This is a genomic window from Cupriavidus sp. HMR-1, assembly GCF_000319775.1.
Classification (GTDB): domain Bacteria; phylum Pseudomonadota; class Gammaproteobacteria; order Burkholderiales; family Burkholderiaceae; genus Cupriavidus; species Cupriavidus metallidurans.
In genome coordinates this window covers 109,376-127,731 of the sequence record NZ_ANKP01000021.1, presented here as the reverse complement: position 1 = coordinate 127,731, position 18,356 = coordinate 109,376, and the positions used below count along the sequence as shown (strand labels likewise).

The 18,356-nt window shown below is 64.9% G+C and carries 16 protein-coding genes; 5 read left to right on the top strand and 11 right to left on the bottom strand.

What is annotated here, in order from left to right; translation table 11 throughout:
• Positions 1-232 precede the first annotated feature (232 nt).
• The 3 genes from D769_RS01295 to D769_RS01285 all read left to right on the top strand — a co-directional run bounded on the left by D769_RS01295 (position 233) and on the right by D769_RS01285 (position 2,492).
• Entirely contained in the window at positions 233-1,387 is a 1,155-nt protein-coding gene (locus D769_RS01295) for an acyl-CoA dehydrogenase (RefSeq protein ID WP_008641310.1), read from the top strand.
• A 495-nt stretch (positions 1,388-1,882) separates the two neighbouring features.
• On the top strand, positions 1,883-2,134 hold the full coding sequence (locus tag D769_RS01290) for a hypothetical protein (RefSeq protein WP_035880870.1): 252 nt from the start codon (positions 1,883-1,885) through the stop codon (positions 2,132-2,134).
• A gap of 103 nt (positions 2,135-2,237) precedes the next feature.
• Entirely contained in the window at positions 2,238-2,492 is a 255-nt protein-coding gene (locus D769_RS01285; RefSeq protein ID WP_008641308.1) for a hypothetical protein, read from the top strand.
• Positions 2,493-2,555: 63 nt separating this feature from the next.
• Here the strand turns inward: D769_RS01285 and D769_RS01280 are convergent, their stop codons facing one another.
• Positions 2,556-2,930, bottom strand: a complete 375-nt coding sequence (locus D769_RS01280) for a hypothetical protein (protein WP_008641307.1) — start codon at positions 2,928-2,930, stop codon at positions 2,556-2,558.
• A gap of 101 nt (positions 2,931-3,031) precedes the next feature.
• A complete protein-coding gene (locus D769_RS01275) occupies positions 3,032-3,319 on the bottom strand; it encodes a hypothetical protein (protein WP_008641306.1) in 288 nt (95 codons plus the stop codon).
• A 295-nt stretch (positions 3,320-3,614) separates the two neighbouring features.
• Between D769_RS01275 and D769_RS01270 the strand changes: the two genes are divergently transcribed.
• Positions 3,615-4,514, top strand: coding sequence for a lysophospholipid acyltransferase family protein (locus tag D769_RS01270; protein WP_008641305.1), 900 nt, complete (start codon positions 3,615-3,617; stop codon positions 4,512-4,514).
• A gap of 75 nt (positions 4,515-4,589) precedes the next feature.
• On the opposite strand, the gene D769_RS01265 is transcribed toward D769_RS01270, so the two are convergent.
• The 7 genes from D769_RS01265 to D769_RS01235 all read right to left on the bottom strand — a co-directional run bounded on the left by D769_RS01265 (position 4,590) and on the right by D769_RS01235 (position 13,972).
• Complete coding sequence (locus D769_RS01265) at positions 4,590-5,405, bottom strand: crotonase/enoyl-CoA hydratase family protein (RefSeq protein WP_008641304.1); 816 nt, start codon at positions 5,403-5,405, stop codon at positions 4,590-4,592.
• A gap of 165 nt (positions 5,406-5,570) precedes the next feature.
• Positions 5,571-6,749, bottom strand: a complete 1,179-nt coding sequence (locus D769_RS01260) for an acetyl-CoA C-acetyltransferase (protein ID WP_008641303.1) — start codon at positions 6,747-6,749, stop codon at positions 5,571-5,573.
• Positions 6,750-6,825: 76 nt separating this feature from the next.
• Entirely contained in the window at positions 6,826-7,608 is a 783-nt protein-coding gene (locus tag D769_RS01255; RefSeq protein WP_008641302.1) for an SDR family NAD(P)-dependent oxidoreductase, read from the bottom strand.
• Between the two features lie 82 nt (positions 7,609-7,690).
• Entirely contained in the window at positions 7,691-8,662 is a 972-nt protein-coding gene (locus D769_RS01250) for a nitronate monooxygenase family protein (RefSeq protein ID WP_008641294.1), read from the bottom strand.
• Positions 8,663-8,739: 77 nt separating this feature from the next.
• Positions 8,740-9,852: a CaiB/BaiF CoA-transferase family protein gene (locus D769_RS01245; protein WP_008641292.1), complete on the bottom strand. Its 1,113-nt coding sequence runs from the start codon at positions 9,850-9,852 to the stop codon at positions 8,740-8,742.
• Positions 9,853-9,999: 147 nt separating this feature from the next.
• The gene (locus D769_RS01240) at positions 10,000-12,675 is read right to left on the bottom strand and encodes a LuxR C-terminal-related transcriptional regulator (protein ID WP_241227828.1); all 2,676 of its coding nucleotides are present in this window, start codon (positions 12,673-12,675) and stop codon (positions 10,000-10,002) included.
• A gap of 133 nt (positions 12,676-12,808) precedes the next feature.
• Complete coding sequence (locus D769_RS01235; protein WP_008641289.1) at positions 12,809-13,972, bottom strand: acyl-CoA dehydrogenase family protein; 1,164 nt, start codon at positions 13,970-13,972, stop codon at positions 12,809-12,811.
• A 197-nt stretch (positions 13,973-14,169) separates the two neighbouring features.
• Here D769_RS01235 and D769_RS01230 point away from each other — a divergent pair, with 197 nt between their 5' ends.
• Positions 14,170-15,717 carry a long-chain-fatty-acid--CoA ligase gene (locus tag D769_RS01230; protein WP_008641288.1) on the top strand — a complete coding sequence of 516 codons (1,548 nt, stop codon included), beginning with the start codon at positions 14,170-14,172 and terminating at the stop codon, positions 15,715-15,717.
• A gap of 48 nt (positions 15,718-15,765) precedes the next feature.
• Here D769_RS01230 and D769_RS01225 read toward each other — a convergent pair whose 3' ends face one another.
• Both D769_RS01225 and D769_RS01220 read right to left on the bottom strand, forming a co-directional pair.
• A complete protein-coding gene (locus tag D769_RS01225; protein WP_008641287.1) occupies positions 15,766-17,403 on the bottom strand; it encodes a 3-(methylthio)propionyl-CoA ligase in 1,638 nt (545 codons plus the stop codon).
• A 206-nt stretch (positions 17,404-17,609) separates the two neighbouring features.
• Positions 17,610-18,107, bottom strand: coding sequence for a thioesterase family protein (locus tag D769_RS01220; RefSeq protein ID WP_008641286.1), 498 nt, complete (start codon positions 18,105-18,107; stop codon positions 17,610-17,612).
• Between the last annotated feature and the right edge of the window lie 249 nt (positions 18,108-18,356).

The window sequence follows — 18,356 nt, the reverse complement described above, 5'->3', positions numbered from 1 at the left end:
GCGCGGCAGCGATCCCGCACGATGGAGCCCGCGCATCACACGACGGCCGTCAATCGGATTGAATTCGTCGGATGACGGCATGGTGCGTCATGCACGCCGCGCGGAGACCTTCCCGGATGTGGGGCTGGTATGAGTATTTGTTCGGGCTGCTGACGAAAGTCGAAGTTCTCAGGCTTCGGGGCCGCGGGCACCATTCCGACGTCACACATCCCGAACAGACGCAGGAACACACATGGATTTCAAGCTCAGCGAGGAACATCAGGCTTTCGCGGACTCGGTTGCCCGTTTTGCGCAGGACAAACTCAAGGATGGCGCGCTGGCCCGGGCGCATTCGCCCCACTACCCGTGGGACACGGCGGCGCTGCTCGCCGAGCAGGGGCTGCTGGGCATCGCCTTCTCCGAAGACGATGGCGGCCAGGGCGGCACGCTGATGCACGCGGTGCTGGCGATCGAGCAAATCGCGCTGGTTTGCCCCAGGAGCGCCGACATCGTCCAGGCTGGCAACTTCGGCCCGATCCGGACGTTCGTGGAATACGCATCGCCCGAACAGAAGGCGCGATACCTGCCGGATCTTCTGGCTGGCCGCAAGGTGGTCTCGCTGGGCATGAGTGAACCCGATGCCGGGTCCGCCGTAACCGAGTTGAAAACCAGCGCGCGCCTCGACGGCGACAGCTACGTCATCAACGGCAGCAAGGTTTTCTCCACGCACAGCCCCGACGCCGAGCTGTTCCTGATCTATGTTCGCTTCGGCCCGGGCGTCGGTGGCATCGGCTCCGTGCTGGTCGAGCGCGGCACGCCCGGCTTCCAGGTCGGCGAGCCATCATCGTTCATGAACGGCGAGCAGTGGTCGCAACTCTACTTCGATGATTGCCGTATCCCGGTGGAAAACGTGCTGCTCGGACCGGGCGGGTTCAAGAAGCAGATTTCGGGGTTCAACGTTGAGCGTCTGGGCAACTCGTCACGCGCGCTGGCGCTGGGACGCCACGCGTTCAACGTGGCCCGGGAACATGCGATGACCCGCAAGCAGTTCGGCCGAGAGCTCTGCGAATTCCAGGGTATTCAATGGAAGTTCGCGGATATGGCCATGAAGCTGGAGCAGGCGCAGATGATGCTGTACCGCGCCGCACTCGAAGGCGAGCACGGACTGCCGAGCGCGCAGAGCACGGCCATGGCCAAGCTGGCCTGCAACATGGCTGGCTGGGAGGTCTCTAACGAAGCGCTGCAGGTGATGGGCGGCATGGGCTTCAGCCAGGAATCTCTCGTGGAGTACTGCGTGCGGCGGACGCGCGGCTGGATGATCGCCGGCGGCTCCATCGAAATCCTGAAGAACCGCATCGCGGAAGGCGTCTTCGGCAGGACGTTCTCGCAGCGCCCGACCAACGGCTGACACTCGGCGCTTGGCAAGCGGGGCCGGGGTGAATCCCGGCCTCCGTCATCCCCCTTCGTGCGTGCGCTCTCCGCCACGCACGTGATCCGTGGCACGCGCAACTGGCGCGCCCACCGGCAGTCGACCACCATTGGTGGTATCATCGGCGCTCCCTGCCATACGCCGGCATCGCCCGGCGTCAAGGCTGCGGCCGCAAGACATCACATTCATAGAAGAACACGAGCGGCCTGTCGGGCGTACACCCGATTCATTCTGGGTGACAGACATCGCCCGCAAACTACCTGACCGGCGGCACGTCCGCTCCGCGACTGTCGCGCCTGTACTGGCGCCTCAGTCCGCGTAAGCACGGTCTACCTCACGCCAGTTTTCCGCCTGCGCCTATGCGCGAAGCGGCACTGATTTATCCAATGGCTGTCGACAGCCGGCAAGCGCGCGCACATGTGAAGTGGCGACAGAAGAAGCTTGCCGGGCCGAGCGCCACTGAACAGGACCAATTTGAGTACGAGCACCACCCCATTTACCGTTTCCGTGTACCCGATCCAGCAAGAGCCGGGCGTATGGTTTGCCAACTACATGATCTCGGAGTACAGGAACGGCGCCGAGCGTGTCGTCGCCAACGTCTCCATGCGGCACGCCACGCATTGCTCGGAAGCCAAGGCCAAGCAGGCCGCCCGACAGGCGGGCAAGAGCGCCGCAGCCCGGCTGCAACGTTCCGCGCAACGACGCGCGCCATCGGGTCAGGCGTGACGCAAGGCCCACTCCGGGCACCCTCTCAACGGCGCGATGCCTGCCTTACGCAGGTGCCCGTGCTGCCCACCATCCAATCCGCATACAGGAGAGCAAGCAAGACATGCCAAACAACGAAGAATGGGAAGAACTCCACCTGACCCCGGCCGGATGGATTGCCGGCAGTTACCGGCACACGCCGTGGCAGCCGGTTGCCGTGACGCCACCGGATGCTGCCGTATTGACGGTACGCCGCCACGTGACCGCTACCTATGGCGGCCCATCGCGCGCCATCGAGGATCGCACGCCGCAAACGCAGGACATGGCACTGATCGAGTCATTGCTGACGCGTTACGGCAGCCCGGAATTCGGCATCTAAGCCAGCTGCGCCACAGGCGGTGGGACAATCCGCCGCCTGCGAATCACACACTCAAACTCACACTCAGCCCAGCGGACGATGCCGTAGCCCGCCCGTGGGCGCGCCCGCCCCAACGGGCCTGAGTTCGCCGTCCCAAGGCTCGGCGTCCAGATCCAGCGCGGTGTCGCCTTCCTTGGTTTTCTCGTAGAGGTGGTCCCGGACGGCCTGCCCGATCGCCAGGCGGCATAGTGCCTCCGAGTTCGCTGCAATCTCGCCCTGAAGCGATCCCGCTCCGGTCACCACACCGAACGAACGCCTGCCATCACCGACAAAGCTGGTGAATCTGACGCCCGTGGGCTGGGCCGCATCCGCAAAGCTAACGGCCACGTGATAGGCAATTCCCTTGCCCTGGCCGGGTAACGTGCACAGAAAACTGGATGGCGCGGCGGTGTTCGTCATGCCTGAGATGTCCTCATGAGCTACGTTATCGTTCGTCTGAATACGACGGGAAGCTAGGACTATACCCGGGTCAGTTGACAATGCCAGTGACAGTGAGGCAGTTACAGGGTAACAACGGACTGACCGGTCACTTCTCCGTTGATGATTTCCTCGGCATAGCGCAGCACGGCGCGCCGGGCGGCACCTACGTTGTCCCAGGGCGTTGTGTCCAGGTGAAACGTGCGGGCCTGCGTGCTATCGGGATGTGCGCCCTCGCGGCAGATCACCACCGCCGCGTTGAAGGACCGGTCCGGCCTGGGCTCCCCCCAGGCACGCGCCCCGTCGGTATGTCTGTAGACTAGAGGGTAAATGTCATACCCTTTGTAAGTGGCAGTCGGGTAAGCATCCATAGCGTACTCCTAAGCTTTTGCGGTATCTATTGCTCACTCTACTCTTCTTGCGAGGCCAGGCGTGACCTAATTTCAGCCTGCGCGGCATTTCGAAGCTGCTGACTTGACTTGCGTCGGCCAGGTCCGATCGAGTCGCCCCCTGGGGATCCCTCCGTACGTATTCACGGAGGGCGGCTCCTAACAATCCGGACAAGTATCTGCCCGAGTCTTCGTGTAGAAGAAATTTGTCCCGCGACACCCAATACTCAACCCCCGAGGAGTGACCATGCACCGAGATCAACCTCCGCCGCGGAGGGTGCTGTCCACTCTCATCCGGCTGATTGCCGCCGTGCCGCTACCGATTGCGCACGCTACAGGCCGCGCTCTGGGGCGGCTTGTCTATGCCCTCCCGGGACGGTACCGACAGCACGTTCAGCAGAATGCCGCCCAGGCTGGCTTTTCCGACCCGGCGTTTGCCCGGCAGGCCGCAGGCGAGACCGGCGCCATGATGATCGAACTGGCACGCGTGTGGTATCGCGGCCCAGCCTGTCGCGATCAGGTGATTTGCGATGACTGGACAGTGATCGAGCAGACCCTGGCGGAAGGTCGCGGACTCATCATGCTGACACCGCACCTTGGATGCTTTGAACTGGCAGCCCGTTATGCCGCGGAGCGCATCGCGCTGACAGTCATGTTCCGGCCACACCGCAAGCCGATATTGCGGGACCTGCTTGAATCGGTACGTGCCACCTCGAGTCTGAAGACAGTCCCCGCGACTTCCCAAGGCGTGCGCGCCTTCGTGCGCGCGCTGCGCCAGGGTGAAGCGGTCGGGCTATTGCCCGATCAGGCACCCAAGGGTGAAGGCGTCTGGGTACCGTTCTTTGGCCGCAAGGCCTATACGATAACGCTGCCAGGAAAGCTCGCAGCGCAAACAGGAGCGCCGCTGATCGTTGCCGCAGGCGAGCGCCTGCCCGGTGGGCGTGGCTGGCGCATGCACGTGAAGCGCCTGTCGGGACCATTGCCGCAGACCGCCGAGGCGCAGGCAGCATGGATCAACGCCGAATTGGAAGAGATGATCAGGCGCTTTCCGCTGCAGTACCTGTGGGGGTACAACCGCTTCAAGGTCCCGTCCGGCGCTCCGGCACCCGATTCAGCCGTTGTCCCGGAACACGACGCCTCCGTTATCCAGGGTCCGCCAGCACCTCTCGCCCCTTGATCCTGATGTATCGGGAGAGCGTCCGCGTTCGGCCTGCCACAGCGGTAGCGCGCCCCCGAGACAAGACTCAAGCCATCACGGCAGGAATCGCGGCGCCCGCTTCTCCATATTGGCGCGTACCGCCTCCGTCTGGTTGGGCGCGCCGATCAGCGCATCCTGCTCGACAGACTCGGCCTGGAGAATCGCCAGCGCGTCGCCATCCTCGGTGACGCGCATCAGGCGTTTGCCCGCACGAATCGCGTCCGGGCTCTTCATGGCGATCTCGCGTGCGACGGCCATTGCCGCGGCCCTTGGATCTTCACACACGCGCGTGGCCAGCCCCAGTTCCACGGCCTCGGTACCGCTGATGATGCGTCCTGTGTAGATCAGTTCGTTCAGCACATCTGGCCGCACGAGCCCGCGCGTCAGCAACATGCCGCCCATGTCCGGCACCAGGCCCCACTTGATCTCCATGATCGAAAGCTTGGCATCGGCCGTCACATAGCGCAGGTCCGCGCCCAGCGCCACCTGGAGCCCACCGCCAAAGGCAGCGCCATGCACCGCGGCGATCACCGGCACGGGCAGTTCGCGCCAGACCGTGCAGGCGTATTGCGGGTGATTCGACATGCCATGCGTGCGCGGCGTCAGCCGGCCACGCTTGAGCGAGGGGTCGGTCCCTTCGCCCAGACTAGCCATGCGGCCCATGTCCAGTCCCGCGCAGAACGCCTTGCCTTCACCGGAAATCACGACAGCGCGCAGACCCGGCATCTCGGCCAGTTGCCGGCCCGTGTCGACCAATGCGTCGAACATCGCCTGGTCCAGCGCGTTCATCTTGTCGGGACGATTCAGGCGGACTTCGGCCACGCCTTCCTCGATGGTTACAACGATACGTTGGGAGTTGTCAGCAGTCATTCCAAGGGCTTCTCATTGATACAGCATGTTGCAGCGGTCGCATCCCGGATTTCGGTGACTGGCTTCCAGGGCGCGCCGGACATGGCACCGCGGACCAAAAAAATCCCGTCGGACACGCTCCACGCGTGCACTCCGACGGGGCTTTGGAAAACGTGTGCCGCGCGGTCAGAGCCTTTCGACGATCGTGACGTTGGCCATGCCACCGCCCTCGCACATGGTCTGCAAGCCATAGCGCTTGCCGCGCTGATGCAGCGCATGGACCAGCGTCGTCATCAGCTTGGTTCCCGAGCCACCCAGCGGATGGCCCAGTGCGATCGCGCCGCCGTTGACGTTCAGGCGCTCCGCGTCGGCGCCCAGCGCCTGCAGCCAGGCCAGGGGGACCGGCGCGAACGCCTCGTTGACCTCGTAGAGATCGATATCGTCGATCCGCATGCCGGCCCGCTTCAGCGCGCGCTCGGTAGCGGGCAGCGGGGCCTCCAGCATGACCACCGGATCATGTCCGAGCACGCTCATATGGTGGATGCGTGCCAGCGGCTTGACGCCCAGCATCTTCAACCCGCGTTCGTTGACAACCATGACGCCGCTCGCGCCGTCGCAGATCTGGCTGGCAGTGGCCGCCGTGACGCTACCGCCTTCGGCGATCAGCTTTACCGAGGCGATGCCATCCAGCGTCGCGTCGAAACGAATGCCTTCGTCGATAGTGTGCAGCTCGCCGAGATCGCTGCCGTCATTCATGCGCGCGGCCAGCGGCAGGATCTCCTGCTCGAAGCGCCCTGCCTTCGTGGCCGCCGCGGCGAGCTGGTGGCTGCGCAGCGCATAGGCGTCGAGCGCGGCCTTGTCGAGCTTGTACTTCTTCGCGATCATCTCCGCGCCGGTGAACTGGCTGAACTCCACGCCCGGATAGCGCGCCTGCATTTGCGGGCTGACATAGTGGCCCAGGCCGTTCTTTCGCGGCAGCGTGCTCGGGGTGCCCATCGGCACGCGGGACATGCTTTCCACGCCGGCGGCGATCACCACGTCCATGGTGCCCGACATCACGGCCTGCGCCGCGAAATGCAGCGCCTGCTGCGAAGATCCGCACTGGCGGTCGACCGAGGTAGCCGGCACCGATTCCGGCAGCTTCGAAGCCAAGACCGCGCCACGCGCGATGTTCGAGGACTGCTCGCCCGCCTGGCCGACGCAGCCCATGATGACGTCCTCCACCATGCTCGGGTCGGCCCCGCTGCGCTCGACAAGCGCGTTGAGCACCTGCCCCGCGAGGTCCGCGGGATGCCAGCCGGACAGGCGGCCATTGCGACGGCCGCCGGCGGTGCGGACGGCGGAAACGATATAGGCTTCGGACATGGTGTCTCCAGTGATGAGATGACAGGCTGGCGCCCGATCTACCGTCGGGCCGCCTCCCTGAAAGCAGGAATGCCGGTTAGCGCGCCGCCATGCGAATCGCGCCGTCCAGACGCACGGATTCGCCGTTGAAGTAGCGGTTGACGATCATGGTCTCGGCCAGTTGCGCATATTCGTCCGGATCGCCGAGCCGCTTCGGGAACGGCACCGACGCGGCCAGCGCGGACTTCACGTTGTCGGGCAGGCCCTGCATCAACGGCGTGTTGAACAGGCCAGGCATGATCGTGTTCACGCGGATGCCTTCGCTCATCAGGTCGCGTGCGATCGGCAGCGTCATGCCAGTGATCGCCGCCTTGGACGCACTGTAGGCCGCCTGGCCCATCTGCCCGTCCTCCGCCGCCACCGACGCCGTATTGATGATGGTGCCGCGTTCGCCGTCATCGAGCGGGTCCAGCGTCAGCATTCCGGCGGCGGACTTGGCAATGCAACTGAAGGTGCCCACCAGGTTGATCTGGATGATCCGGTTGAAGTTGGCCACAGGGAAGTGGCGGATTTCTCCCGTCGATTTGTCCCGGCCCGCCGTCTTGGCGGAGAAACCGGTGCCGGCACAGTTCACGAGCACGCGCTCCTGTCCATGTGCCGCGCGCGCCTTGGCAAATGCGGCGTCGACCTGCTCCTCGTTGGTCACGTCGACCTTGCAGAACACGCCACCAAGCTCGCGCGCCAGCGCTTCCCCCAGCTCCGCATTCAGATCGAACAGCGCCACCTTGACGCCGGCGCCGGCCAGGCGTCGCGCGGTGGCGGCACCCAGGCCGGAAGCGCCACCGGTGATGACCGCGGCAATGCTGGAATCGAGTTTCATTGCATATCCTTGCGTGAATGGAAGACTGCCGTCGCATCTGGCCAGCCGGCGACACATGCCACCGGCATCGGCCATGCGGGGTTCAGACGAAATACTTGCGCGTCGCTTCGATGCGGTTCTGACAATCGCTGACCATGCGCGAGATCAGTTCCGCGCAGGTCGGAATATCGTCGATCAGGCCAATGCACTGGCCGGCGCTGACCACGCCGTTGTCGACCTCGCCCGATTGCAGCGCCGCGCGGCCACGGGTACCGGTCACCAACGGACGGATGTCGTCGAACACGCAACCGCCGGGGCGCCGTTCCATGGACACCACTTCCTCGGCGATGGCGTTGCGGAAGACGCGCGCCGTGTTCTTCAGCGTGCGGAAGATCAGAGCGGTGTCACGCTCGGAGCCATTGACCAGCGCCTGCTTGATGTTGTCGTGAATCGGCGCTTCCTTCGTCACGCAGAATCGCGTGCCCATGTTCACGCCCTCGGCGCCCAGCGCCAGCGCGGCGGCCATGCCACGTCCGTCCGCGATGCCGCCGGATGCGATCACCGGAATCTCCAGCGCCCGCGCGGCGGCGGGGATCAGCACCAGCCCGCCCACGTCATCTTCGCCGGGATGGCCGGCGCATTCGAGGCCGTCGATCGAAACAATGTCCACGCCATTGCGTTCGGCGGAGAGCGCATGTCGCACGGTAGTGCACTTGTGCACGATGGTCACGCCTGCCGCCTTGAAACGGGCGATGAAGTCCTTCGGGCTGTTACCTGCGGTCTCCACGATGCGCACGCCGCCATCGATGATCGCGTCCACGTACTCGGCATACGGCGGCGGATTGATCGACGGCAGGATGGTCAGGTTCACGCCGAAGGGTCGATCGGTCATCTCGCGTGTGCGGGCGATTTCGTTGCGCAGGGCATCCGGCGTGGGTTGCGTCAGCGCGGTCAGGATGCCGAGGCCACCGGCATTGGACACGGCCGATGCCAGTTCGGCCAGACCCACCCACTGCATGCCGCCCTGGATGATCGGATAGTCGATGCCAAGCAAACGCGTGACGCGGGTTCGCATGGGATTGCTCACGATAGTGACTCCTTGAATCAAGTTAGGACTGGTGTTGCCTCCACCAGTCTGCAAAAGCGTATTGCTCAGCCTGCGCTTGCCCGCTGCAGCGCGCCCCAATGCGCTAGCGCGGCATCGAGGGCAACCCTTCGTTCGGATTGCGGCGCGGCCGCAGGGGTGCGCGAGAAACGCGGCGCCGCAGCAGGCTGAACCACACCCTGCAGCGTGACGAAGGCCTCGCGTTCGCGGTTGTGCGGGTGCTCGGGTGCCTCGTCCCAATCCAGCACCGGTGCGAAGCACGCATCGGAACCCTCCAGGACCGCGCACCACTCTGCGCGCGTCCGGGTACGGAAGATGTCCGCCAGCCGCAGCTTGAGCAGCGGCCAGCGCGCGGTTTCCATCTGGCCGTCGAACAGCGGGTCCTCAATGCCGCAACGCTCGCGCAGCGCGGCGTAGAACTGCGGCTCGATCGCACCGACCGCAACATACTTGCCATCGGCGCAGGCATACGTGTCGTAGAACGGCGCGCCGCCATCGAGCAGATTCTCGCCGCGTTGATTGTTCCAGCGGCCGCCGGCCTTCATGCCGTACTGCATGGCGGAAAGCAGCGCCGATCCATCCGTCATCGCGGCATCGATCACCTGGCCATGTCCGGACTGGCGCGCCTCGTACAGCGCAGCCATCAGGCCGAACGCGAGCATCATGCCGCCACCGCCGAAATCGCCAACCAGGTTCAATGGCGGCACCGGCGCTTCGCCGGCCCGGCCAATCGCGTGCAGCGCGCCGCTGATGGCGATGTAGTTGATATCGTGGCCGGCGGCCTGCGCCAGGGGACCGTACTGGCCCCAGCCGGTCATGCGGCCGTAGACAACCCGGGGATTGCGCGCGAGGCAGACATCCGGCCCCAGTCCGAGCCGTTCCATGACGCCAGGCCGGAAGCCTTCCACCACAACATCCGCGCGGGCGATCAGTTCCAGCGCGGCATCTCTTCCAGAAGCCTCACGCAGGTCCAGCGGTATCGTGCGCCGGCCCCGTGCCAGCACATCCGCAGGATTCACCTTTGCCTCGACGCCCGGCGCCGTGGGGCGCGTGATCCGGAGCACATCGGCACCGTGATCCGCCAGCAACATGCAGCAGAACGGCGCGGGCCCCAGCCCGGCGAACTCGACAACCTTCAAACCTTCCAGCGAACCTGCCATACCTGCCCCTATCGCGCCAGTGGCGCTCACATCACGGTCAACGCCGCTATGGTGCGTCAAACAGGGGGGGCAACGAATCGTCGGAAGCGACGAAATCCATGCGCGAGCGTTGCCTGGCGGAACGCTCCGGAGCGTCCCGCCGCGGATTCAGGCAATCACACCGAGTCGGCGCGCGATAGCAACGGCCTGCGTGCGGCTGTGGGCGCAGATCTTGTTGTTGATGTTGCGCAGATGCGTGCGCACGGTGCTGTCGGAGACGAACAGTTTCTCCGCGATGGCGCTGTTGGAATAGCCCTCGGCAAGCAGCTGTAGCACGCGGATTTCCTTCGGCGTCAGCGGATCCAGCAGTTGCGGCCGGTCTCCCGCGATTGGCTCCGGAGACTCCTCGATCGGCCCACATGCCTGCACCAGCCGCAGCACGAATTCGGCCAGAACGGGATCGCGCTGGGCGCCGCCGCTCGACTCCAGAGTCCGAGAGAACTGCGCCAGCAGCGGCCCGACGCGATTGCCGCCTTCGTCGAGCAGCAATCGCGCGAAGCCTTCCGCGCAGGCGGCCTTCAGCATCGGTGCCAATATCGCCTGCGCCGCCGCAGGTTCGCCGGCGCGCTGATACGCCAGCGCGCACAGCAACCGGAGCTTCATGGCCCGTCGATGACGCCCATCGTGGTCGGCAAACTCGGCGGCTGCCCGCAGGCGGGCCACCGCGGCCTGCGCGTCGCCGGCCAGCGCCTCCCAGCGCAGCTGCGCGAGTTCGAGGTAATCCAGGTCATTGGCGATCAGGTGCAGACGGCTCACACGTTCCCACAGGGCCGGGTCGTCGGCACGCGCCAGTTCGTCCTTCGCGGCCCGGGTATGCCCCTGCATCAGCAGGATGCGGGCACGTTCGAGCTTGGCGCCAGCCGCCACGCGCGCCTGGCGTCTGACGTGGCCCAGATACTCGAGCTGCGTCAGCGTCTCGAACGCCTCGTCCACATCGCCTCTGGCAAATGCGATGCGCGACAGCATGACGTGCCCGAGCGTGACGTGATCACCCAGCAGCACATCGCGCGCGAGCGGCACATAGACCCGCAGCAGGTGCGCGGCCTGGGCCAGATCGTTCGCTTCATAGACCGTGGCCGCATACATCACGCCGGCCCAGGCATTACCGCCCGTGTAACCGTAGTGTTGGGTGCTACCGCTGCCAACAGCGATCCGCAGACGCGCCGTGGCCTCGCGCAGGCGCCCGCCCTGCAGGTCGAAGATGGCCTCGACGGTTTCGGAATACATCAGGTTGAAGGCGCTGCTGTCGGCGCCCTGCGTGCGGCGCGCGGTTTCCAGCAGACGGCGCGATTCGGCATGCTGCCCCGACACGGCGAACACGTTCGCCATCGCATTGGCAAGCACCATGTCCGCGAAGGCCACGCCGGTAGGCCAGTGCGTCAGGCATTCGCGCCCGACTTCCAGCGCGCGTTCGAGCTGGTCCATCATCGACAGCAGCGTCGGGCGCAGCGCGAGAACATGCGGACGCACCGCCGGATCGGCGGAGTGCCGCAACCCGCTGCGTTCCAGCAGGTCCATCGCCTCCAGGGGGCCGCGCGTGAAGGTCAGCGCCCAGATCCGGATGGCCTGCAACGGCAGGTGATCGCGCAGGACGTCCTCGGGCAGCGCGTCGAACCAGCGTGTGAGCAGCCGCATACGCCCCTGCCCGAGCAGCGCCGGCGCGTGCGCGATCAGCAGCGTCACGGCATACGCGTAATCGCCGCCTTCGATCGCATGGTCGATGGCGGGCACGGGACGATCCTGTGACTGGAACCATCCGGCGGCGGCATGGTGCAGGCTCGGCACCTCGGCAGGCGTTTCGCGTTGCAATTGCGCCTTCAGAAATTCGGCGATCAGGCTGTGGTAGCGCCACGCCCGGTCTTCACTCTCGATCGGCGCGATCAAACTGGAAGCCTCGAGTTGCCGCAGGATCGCCTCGCAATCCACATCGGGCAGCAACACGTGACACAGTTGCGGGTTCAGATAGCGCAGGATGCTGGTCCGCAGCAGAAACTGGCGCACCGGCTCGGGCTGCCGGGCGACCACGTCTTCGGCCAGATAATCGGCCACCGAGCGGCTGGTGCCCGAGAAACGGTCGATGAACTCGGTATGCGCTTCACTGCGTTCCAGAGAAGCCGATGCGAGCGACAACGCGGCCGCCCAGCCCTCCGTCTTGCGATACAGGCGCTGCAGATCATCTGCCGCAAGCGGCATCGGCCGCACGGTGCGGAAGAACTGCTCGGTTTCCTCGATCGAGAAACGCAGCGCCGTGGCGTCGATCTCCAGCAACTGGCCTCGGGCGCGCAGGCGGCCCAGCCTCACATCGGGCGTGCTGCGCGAGCCGATGATGAGCTGCCCGTTGTGCGGCAGATGGTCGATGATCTCGCGCACCCAAGCGATCACCCCGGGCTCTTGAAGCACTTCGAAATCGTCGAGGAAGAATGCGAACGGCTCCGGATAGCCCGCCAGGCAGTCCATGCTCTGCAGCGCGGCTTCGCCGGTGGTGCGTGGCGCGGGTCGGCCGATATCCGCGATGGCGTCGTCCCCGACGATGGCCGCCAGAGCCGCCTCGAAGCCGGACAGAAAGCGTACGGGGTCGTTGTCGGCGTTATCGAGCGTGAGCCATGCGGTTGCCACCGAGGCCGCCTCCAGGCGCGCGCGGTACTGCAGCATGGCGGTCGTCTTGCCGAACCCCGCAGGCGCCCGGACGATCACGAGCCTGGCCGACGACGCGGCGCGCAGCATGTCGCCAACGCCTTGCCGGATCACCTGGGATGCGGGGGCAACTGGCGGCCTGAGCTTCATGCTCGGCACATGCCGTGTCATGCTCGGCGGCGAAGTCATCTGCTGGAAGAGTGGGCTGGACGCGAACTGGGCAGTTTAGCAAAGCGTCCCCCCTATGTCGCCGCCTGATCCATCTCTGGCCCATCCGCGGGCTTTAGTCCATCTTCTCCGTCAGACCCAGCGAGCGGCTGATGATCTCGAGCATGATCTCGGACGCGCCGGCAAAGATCCGCGATACGCGTGCGTCGCGATACATGCGGCTGATCCGGTATTCGTCCATATAGCCCGAGCCGCCGTGCAGTTGCAGGCAGTCGTCGATCACGCGGTTCTCCAGCTCCGTGCTCAGCAGCTTGGCAGACGCCGCCGTGACGGCATCCAGCCGGCCCGCGTTGTGCTCCATGACAAGCGCATCGAGCCAGATCTGCATGGCGTCGAGCTCGGCGCGGCGGCGGGCCAGCACGAAGCGTGTGTTTTGCAGGGCACCGATCGGGCGACCGAATGCGCGGCGCTCCTTAACGTAGGGCAGCGTCAGATCGAACGCGGATTGCGCGTGCGCGATCGACTGGCACGCGCACAACAGACGCTCCTCTTCAAGGCCTTCCGCCAGATAGGCAAAACCGCGCGCCGGATTGCCCAGCACGTTCTCGTCCGGGACGAAGACATCGTTGAAGAACAGTTCCGCCGTGTCTTGCGCATCCAGTCCAAGCTTTTTCAGTCGACGGCCCCGCTCGAATCCCGCCATGCCGCGCTCGACGACGAACAGGCCGAAGGCGCGACGCTCGTCGGGGTTGGTACGCGCGACCACGATGACGGCATCCGCGTTGAGCCCGTTCGAGATGAACGTCTTGGCGCCATTGATGACCCAGCCGCCGTCACGCCGCTCGGCACGTGCGCCGATCCCGGCCAGATCGGAGCCCGCGCCCGGCTCCGTCATGGCAATCGCCAGGATCGTCTTGCCGCTCGCCGCGCCGGTCAGCCACCGGCGCTTCTGTGCCTCCGTGCCCAGCCGGCCAATATATGGCGCGACCAGCCGCGAATGGAGCGTCAGATACACACCGACATCGCCGTGGCGAATCAGCTCTTCGAAGAGGATCTGTTCGTAGCGGAAATCGGTCACGCCCGCGCCGCCATAGGCTTCATCAGCCCACATCAGCAACAAGCCCTGCTCGCCGGCTTTCTCGAAGATGGCACGGTCGCAGCAGCCCTGCTCGCGCCACTGGTCGACATACGGGGTGATTTCGTTCTGCACGAATCGCGCGACCGAAGCACGGAACTGCTCGTGATCGGCATCGAAGATCAGGCGGCGGGTCTGGGACATGGCGATGGAAGGAAGGGATGCGACCGATGGCCGATCTTAGGACCGGTGCCACTGCCGTGCCTCGTCGAATCCGACGAATCTCCCCTAGGGAAAATCCGGAGCCGCAAGATCATCCATTCCGACGACGCGCCAGCCGTATCGCCGCCTGACAATGCTCCGCAGGCAGTGCTCCGACAACCGATAACGGGAGACAGTTCGTGTATCTGACACAGGCTCTGCACAAGGCATTCCGCGAAAACCCGTCTGGCGTCGCGACGATTTTTGCGCAACGCAGCACGACGTTCTCCCAGCTCATCGACCGGGTTGCAAGACTGGCCGGCGCCTTGCGTGGCCAGGGCGTTGCTGCGGGCGACCGGGTTGCCATGCTGGCGCTCAACTCCGACCGCTACGTCGAGTACATCTTCGGCACGCTCTGGGCCGGCGCGGCGCTGAACCCCGTCAACACCAGGTGGAGCGTCGCGGAAATCGCCTACTCGATGGAGGATTGCGGCACCGGCGTGCTGCTCGTGGACGACAACTTCCTGGAACTGATCGGGCCACTACGCGAGCGTTGCCCCTGCATCCAGACCGTCATCTATTGCGGCGATGCCGAGACCCCCGCAGGCATGGTCGACTACGAGCAACTGGTGCGGTCCAGCGCGCCGATTGACGACAGCCTGCGCAGTGGCCACGATCTTGCCGCAGTGCTCTACACGGGCGGCACCACCGGCGCGCCCAAGGGCGTCATGCTGTCGCACGCCAATATCGCCAGCAACGTGCTGTCGTCACTGGCAGCCGCATCGCGCCCGCCTGTGACATCGATCCTGCAGATGGCGCCGATGTTCCATATCGCGGCGCTCAGCTTCGTCTTTCAGGCCGTGACGCGCCTCGCCACGCAGGTGATCCTGCCCGGGTTCGACCCCAAGGCCGCGATTCGCGACCTCAGCCGCTACCGCATCAACGAGGTTTTCACCGTCCCGACGATGCTGAAGATGATGCTCGACGATCCCACGTTCGCCGACCATGACCTGAGCAGTCTCAGGAACATCATCTACGGCGCTGCCCCGATTGACGGCGCACTGCTGCAGCGCGCCATGGCGCAGATTCCGTCCAGCCAGTTCCTGCAGGCCTATGGGATGACGGAGACCTCGCCTGTCTCGGCGATCCTGGCGGCCGATTGTCACGTCGTCGCCAGTCCGAGGCTGAAGGCGGCCGGCCGCCCGGCGCCCGCGTGCGAAGTGCGCATCGTCGATCCGGCAACGGACGAAGACTGCCCGACGGGCACGGTGGGCGAGGTCGCGGTGCGCGGCCCGGGCGTGATGCTGGGCTACTGGAACAAGCCGGAAGAAACCGCCCGCGCGTTGCGCAATGGCTGGATGCACACCGGCGATGCCGGATACCTGGATGCGGACGGCTTTCTATACGTCACCGATCGCATCAAGGACATGATCATCAGCGGCGGCGAGAACGTCTATTCGACCGAAGTCGAGAATGCGATCCTCACGCACCCCGCGGTGCAGCTGTGCGCGGTGATCGGCATCCCTGACGAGAAATGGGGGGAAGCCGTGCATGCGGTCATCGTGGTCCGACCCGGCCACGAACTGTCTGTCGATGCGGTGCACGCGCATTGCCGCGAGCGGATCGCCAGCTATAAATGCCCCCGCAGTGTCGAGTTTCGCGCCGACATGCCGCTCTCGGCGGCAGGCAAGCTCCTCAAGTACAAGCTGCGGGAAGTCTACTGGCAGTCGCACGACCGGCGAATCTGAGCGGTAGCAAGGCAGACGAGGCGCGGGCGATGCCCGCGCCTGCCCGATTCATGCCGTCGGCAATCGATAGTTGCGGTAGTCCTCACGCAACTTCGTCTTGAGCAGCTTGCCAGTCGCGGTATGCGGCAGCTGATCGACGAACACAACATCGTCCGGCACCCACCATTTCACGACGCGCTCGCTCAGATACTGCAGCAACTCTTCGCGCGTGACATCCTTGCCGGGACGCTTCACCGCCAGCAGCAGTGGGCGCTCCTGCCACTTCGGATGCGCGACGGCGATGATCGCCGCCTCGTGCACGGCAGGGTGACCGATCGCCGTGTTTTCCAGGTCGATCGAGGAAATCCATTCCCCACCCGACTTGATGACATCCTTGGCACGGTCCACCAGTTGCACGTACCCGTCCGGGTCGATGGTGCCGATATCGCCGGTGGGAAACCAGCCGTCCTTGTCCAGCACCTCGCCACCCGTGTGCTTGAAGTAACCGCTTGCAATCCACGGTCCACGCACATGCAGGTGGCCGAAGGCGCGTCCGTCGTGCGGCAATTCCTGACCGTCGTCGCCGATGATCTTCAGGCCCACGCCCCATACCGCGCGTCCGGCCTTCATCTTGATCGTGGTCTGCTCGTCCTTGGGCAGGGCGGCATGCTTTGGCAGCAGGCGGCCGGTGGTACCGATCGGGCTGGTTTCCGTCATGCCCCATGCCTGCAGGTACTCGACGCCGAAATCGCGCTCGCAGCGCTCGATCATGCTGCGCGGCGATGCGGCGCCGCCCGAGCCGATGATCTTCAGGCCAAGCGCCTTCATGTCGATCTCTGGGTGCTCGTCCAGGAACTGGAAGAGCATGAGCCAGATGGTCGGCACCGCCTGGGAGACAGTCACGCCTTCGTCGCGCATCAGTTCATAGAGCGATTGCCCATTGAGGTGCGGCCCCGGCATCACCATCTTGGCCCCGACCATGGCCGCCGCATACGGCATTCCCCAGGCGTTGGCATGGAACATCGGGACCGCCAGCAGCACAGACGTTGACGCGCCCACGGCAAACGCATCCGCCGCGCACGCCACGAGCGAATGCAGCACGGTAGACCGATGCGAGTACAGCACGCCCTTCGGATTTCCGGTGGTGCCCGACGTGTAGCACAGCGACGACGCCGCGCGCTCGTCCAGTTCCGGCCAGTCATACGTATCGCTATGCTCCGCGAGCAGGTCCTCGTAGCAAAGCAGGTTGGGCACGTCAATCGCGGGCATGTTCGCCCGATCCGTCATGGCGACGTAGTGCTGGACGGATTTCAAAGCCGGCGCCAGCTTCTCGACCAGCGGCGCGAAGCCAATATCGAAGAACAGGACCTTGTCCTCCGCGTGGTTGACGATGTACTCGATCTGCTCGGGGAACAGACGTGGATTGACCGTGTGCAGGATCGCCCCCGAACCGGATACTCCGAAATACAGTTCGAAATGTCGATGCGTGTTCCAGGCAAGCGTGCCGACGCGATCCGCCACCCCGACACCGAGACTCGCCAGTGCGTTGGCAACGCGCTTGGCACGCCGATGGATCTCGGCATAGTTGGTACGGTGGATCGGGCCCTCTACCGTTCTCGCGACGATCTCCCGCGTTGGATGGTACGTGGCCGCGTGCTCGATCAGCGATGAAATCAACAGCGGTCGGTCCTGCATCAGTCCCAGCATCGTGTCTCCTCCACTCTATGTATCGGTGTGCTTGTCGGTGTGCTTGTCGGTGTGCTTGTCGGTGTGCTTGTCGGTGTGCTGCCAGGATGCGGTGGGGCCCGGGCCTGGCTTTTCGTGGTTGGCCTGCCCGCCAGCAGTGTCGGTCGCGCTGGCCTGGCGAGTAATCGTCGAAAGCGACGAATTTCGGCGCTGGAAGGTGTTCGCGCTCAGCGCTTCAGGGACAGCAGGGTGCGGCAGCCGGCCGGCAGCGGATGCGCGGCGTGGGCCTTGACGGCGAGCGCCAGCTGCTCGGCAAGCGCCCCGGGGAACGGCGCCGCCCGGCGCGTTTCCAGGTTCACGTGTACCGAGAGCTGTTCCATGGTGGCCGCCACGTATCCCTCGGTGGCATGGGAGAGTTCCATCAGGCAAAGCAGACGCTTGTCGTCGGACTGCAATGCGCGCACGCGCAGCACAACCGGAGATCCGACCAGCAGTTCGCGGTAGTAGGCCACATGGATGTCGACGGTGTAGATCCCGCAGCGGGTGGCCTCGGTGTAGCCGAGCCCCACGCCGAGTTGCTCAAGCAGCTTGAAGCCCTCGCGGTCGAACACCTCCACATACCGGGCAGCGTTCATATGACCGTACTCGTCGATCCAGCCTTTTTCCACTTCGAATGTCGAACTGGGAAGTTCAGAGCTTTCAGAGCTTTCGGACCATGCGGACATGCTGTCTCCTGATCTGCGCAGCCTTACACATCGGCTGCCGATGTTGTTGTCCGCAAATGGTACGCCAATGCCTTAGTATTCGGCTGCCCCGCAGATCCCCCGCGTATACCCCAACATTTCCGCATATCGCGGACTCATTTGAAATTTCTCTTGTTGACGCCCGCGCAATAGGGAGTCCGCCCTTACCGGCGGAACGCAAGTTTGCAGTGCAGCAAAGGGGCGCAATGGAGGTCGCATTGCATGGCTCGC